At 58.3% G+C, this 3,720-nt stretch carries 3 protein-coding genes; 1 reads left to right on the plus strand and 2 read right to left on the minus strand.

Going from position 1 to position 3,720, the window contains the following annotated elements:
* Positions 1-279: 279 nt before the first annotated feature.
* On the minus strand, positions 280-1,560 hold the full coding sequence (locus AC1DLB_RS24485) for a haloacid dehalogenase-like hydrolase (RefSeq protein WP_018925648.1): 1,281 nt from the start codon (positions 1,558-1,560) through the stop codon (positions 280-282).
* Positions 1,561-1,824: 264 nt separating this feature from the next.
* On the opposite strand from AC1DLB_RS24485, the gene AC1DLB_RS24490 reads away from it, so the two are divergent.
* The gene (locus AC1DLB_RS24490; RefSeq protein ID WP_477744484.1) at positions 1,825-2,595 is read left to right on the plus strand and encodes a DeoR/GlpR family DNA-binding transcription regulator; all 771 of its coding nucleotides are present in this window, start codon (positions 1,825-1,827) and stop codon (positions 2,593-2,595) included.
* A 469-nt stretch (positions 2,596-3,064) separates the two neighbouring features.
* On the opposite strand, the gene AC1DLB_RS24495 is transcribed toward AC1DLB_RS24490, so the two are convergent.
* Positions 3,065-3,400, minus strand: a complete 336-nt coding sequence (locus AC1DLB_RS24495; protein ID WP_477744485.1) for a c-type cytochrome — start codon at positions 3,398-3,400, stop codon at positions 3,065-3,067.
* Between the last annotated feature and the right edge of the window lie 320 nt (positions 3,401-3,720).

A 3,720-nucleotide genomic window follows, 5' to 3' on the forward strand; every position in this document is an offset into this window, starting at 1 on the left:
GGAACTGCCCCTTCTCCGTGGCCGTTTCTCCACCTTTTTCTTAGGCGTACAGTTGTCGTCATCATTCATGACAGGCAGCATTCGGCCAAAAAGCGGTCTGTGGAGCGCGCCTCGTAATTCCAGGGCCACTCACAATTTTGACTCGATACGACTGACTCACTCGGGCCGGTAGCGGTAACGACTTTCCGACGCAGAATCATCATTCCCGCAGGTACAAGGCGAGTTGCACTGCGGCTCGCGGCTCGCGGATGGCCGCCGGCCACCCGCGAGCCAGTGCCATCAAGCCAGCAGCTTAAGCTCGTCTTTACCGTACTTGAGCGATTTCTCGTCTGGAATCATCAGGCCAGTGTGCTCGTTGCGCCCCTGCAGGATGAAGCGGGCGTTCGGGGTGCCCAACTGGGTAGCGGCCTGCTGGCTGTCGGCGCCGATCTCACCCTTCTTCATGCGGTTGACGATCACCCCCACCGCCGTATCGTTGAAGTCGCGCAGCATCCAGGCATCGCCATCGCTGTCGCCAGCCACCAACACCGGGCCATAGCCCTTCTGTTTAACCAGCACGTTCTTGATGCCAACGGTCTTGCCCGGCCCGTAGTTGAAGTGCCAGTCCGGCTGATAGCGAGTGGTGTACTTGCCGCCTTCCATCGCCATGCGCAGGCCGATCACGTTCTCAGGCGGAACGTCGTATCCGTAATGAGGATTGCCCGCGAACACGCGTACCACATCGTCGATGGAGGCGGTGCTGACATAGACGTCGATGCCGTTGGCGCGCAGCGTGTGCATCAGGCCGCGGATTTCCTCATGGATGCGGATGCCATGAAAGTGCGTATCCGCCACCACCCCGGCCTTGCCCGGCAACGTGCGTGAGCTCTCGTACTTGACCTTGCGCAGTGCGTCGCCGATGGCGTAGTTGTTGGAAGCCTCGGCCATCGCCTGCAACTCAGCCGTGGTCATGTTCTTGTAGAAATACAGAATCCACTTATAGCCGATCTCCACCGGGTAACTGTCGCAGATCGCGTCGTACATAAAGTAGAGCTTGGCGAGAAAATCCTTGTACTGCTCGCTGGCCTGAATCTCTTCCAGGCTCTTGTCGCCGGCGAGCCCCTTGTAGTTGGCGTGCAACCAGCGGTAATCCGCTTCTACGTCGCTGGCGATGTCTTCCATCTTGACCGGCTTGCCGTCCACCGTGGTGTAGTCCTTCATGAACGCGCCGTTCGGCACGTCCTGACGCACCACCTCAGCGAACTCATCGGGCGTCAGCTTGTACTGCAGATGATTGATCTGGTAGACCAGCAGCGCTTCTTCGCAGTCGTTCATGATGCAGGTGTTGTCCCAGTCGAACACTGCGTACGGGCGCTGGTCAGGGCGGTAGGACGCGCTCTTGACGCCGTGCTCATCGATCACCGCCTGCAGACGCTTTTGGTTGAGCGGCGACCAGCGCGCCGGGTCCAGCGCACTTGGTGTGGCCGGGGGCGTGGCGGCTTGCGTTATGCGGGACGACAACAACAGCGGACTGACAACGGAAACGGTGGCGAGGGTGTTCAGAAACTGGCGACGCTGCATGGCATAGCTCCTACTTCTAAATGAGAGGTTACAACCGAGGCGATGGCGAAAGCGTGTTTCGAAATGCGGACGAGGGGAAGAAACCGTCCGGCCACGAGGCTAGCTCCAAATACACAAAAAAACAATAATGCCTCAATATCACACAAACATGACGCGCAGGCTGCGCCAGCCCAATGATCATGAGGCCGCGCCAAACTTGACAGCGACTGACGCCTCTCCACAATGCGTGCTCGGACAGCGACTCGAACAGCAGGGACACCCGGTATGTGGCAAGAAGAGCGTTACCAGCGGATCCGCGCACTACTATCGACTTTGCAGCGCGTCACCACCGACCGCATCGTCACGGAGCTGAACGTTTCACGCGAGACGGTGCGACGCGACCTGGTCGCTCTGGAGGAACAGGGAGAGTTGAAGCGGATACACGGCGGCGCCATCCGCGTTGAGGACGAAGCGCCCATCGCCGAGCGGGCGAACATCAACGTCAAATTCAAGCGTGACCTCGCGCGCGCAGCGGTCAGTCTGCTGTCGCACGGACAGACTGTGTTTATCGACGCGGGCACCACCACCGTCATCCTCGCCGAAGAGCTGGCCAAGCTGGGAGGGCTGACCGTGATCACCAACTCGTTCAACGTGGCGCTGCAATTGCGTAATCCCGCTGTGCCAGGCGGCCAGCACAACGAGGTGATCGTACTGGGCGGTTCGCTCGGCGACCGTGCTCCCGCTACGATTGGCGGCACCACGGTGGCGGAAATTGGCCGCTATCGGGCCGACCTCGCGCTGTTATCGCCCGTCGGCATCGACGCCCAGCGCGGTGCCAGCAACTACGACCACCGCGAAGCCGAAGTGGCGCGCGCCATGGCCGACAATGCCGAAGGCGTGGTCATCCTCGCCGACTACAGCAAGATCGGCGTGGAGAGCCGCGTCGCTTTCTGCCCGCCAGAACGCATCGACGTGCTCATCACCAACCACAAGGCCAGTACCGAAGCGGCGTTCGCCGCACTGAACGCCAAGCTCAAACGTATTGTCCTGGTGTAGCAGTGGCTCGGCGGTTGCAACAGGCATTGACGCAGCGTGATGCTCCAGTGCGGCGCAACCGGGTAGATCTTGCACGACGCGACTCCGGAGCCCTCCATAACAGCCTCCCGACCTAACGTAGCCGCCAATGCTAACAGTGCTAAATGACTTCTTACGATAGCCCGCAGCCTAGATCTGGCCGCCAGCTCCATCCGTACTGCTAGATGCCTTTGGCGCGTTTAGGTTTGTGGGATGCTAACCACTCTTTCTGCTCAGCGTCTATGAAGCTGCCGAAGACGCGAAACATAGACGTCAGGTATGGCCACTTCTCCTTTGAATCAGGAACGCGTAGCAGCCAAAAAAATGGCCCGCATGCGGGCGGGCCAAATGGGAATTCTTCAAAGGAGCAGGGGTAATCTGCGCTCCATTATGTGAGCACTGCGTGAAAAGCATGTCGCCGAAACGAAAGCATTCGGTCGAAGCAAACACACTACTTTTGCTGATGCAGGTATTTCTGAATTGCATCAATTTCAAGTTTGCTTGGCTTTACACCGCTGTCAGATTTGAAGCTAGCGCTAGCCCAATGCGGCATTGGCGCCTTCAGAGGCTTCCCATGGTCGTCGATACCGCTCAGCACTGCTCGCTCAAATACTTTTGATTTCCATTCACTGGCATCTCCGGCCAGCTTAGGTGCCGATCCTCCCGTGCCTCGAGGCCCGTGACAAACAACGCAGTTATCTTGAAAAAGTGTTTCTCCATCTGGCGGTGATGCTATTGCCGATGAGCAGGTGAGTAGGGTTATGAACGTCAGAAATGCGCATTTCATTTTAGGCTCCTGGCGACCCAACGATGCCGTGAGCTGCTTAGGGGCGCTAAGTGAGAGCGTAGCAGGAGGCGAATGGCGATGGGCGAGAGGACTTCAGGTAGCGAATCCCGACACTGGGCCGGACTGCTTTCTCATGCGTGCTGGATCAGCTTGATCCGCCGCTGGACTGCGGTAAGCGACTCGCCAGCCTCCTTGACGGCTGATCTTATCTCATTCTTGGAATCCACAATTTTTTTGTGCCCAGTACTTAAGCTCGCTACCGTCCTTAACGTGAACTCTGATCTTGTCTGTGCCGCAAATGTGTTTGCGCTGCTCCATAG

It is taken from the genome of Pseudomonas sp. 05N434, assembly GCF_056396965.1.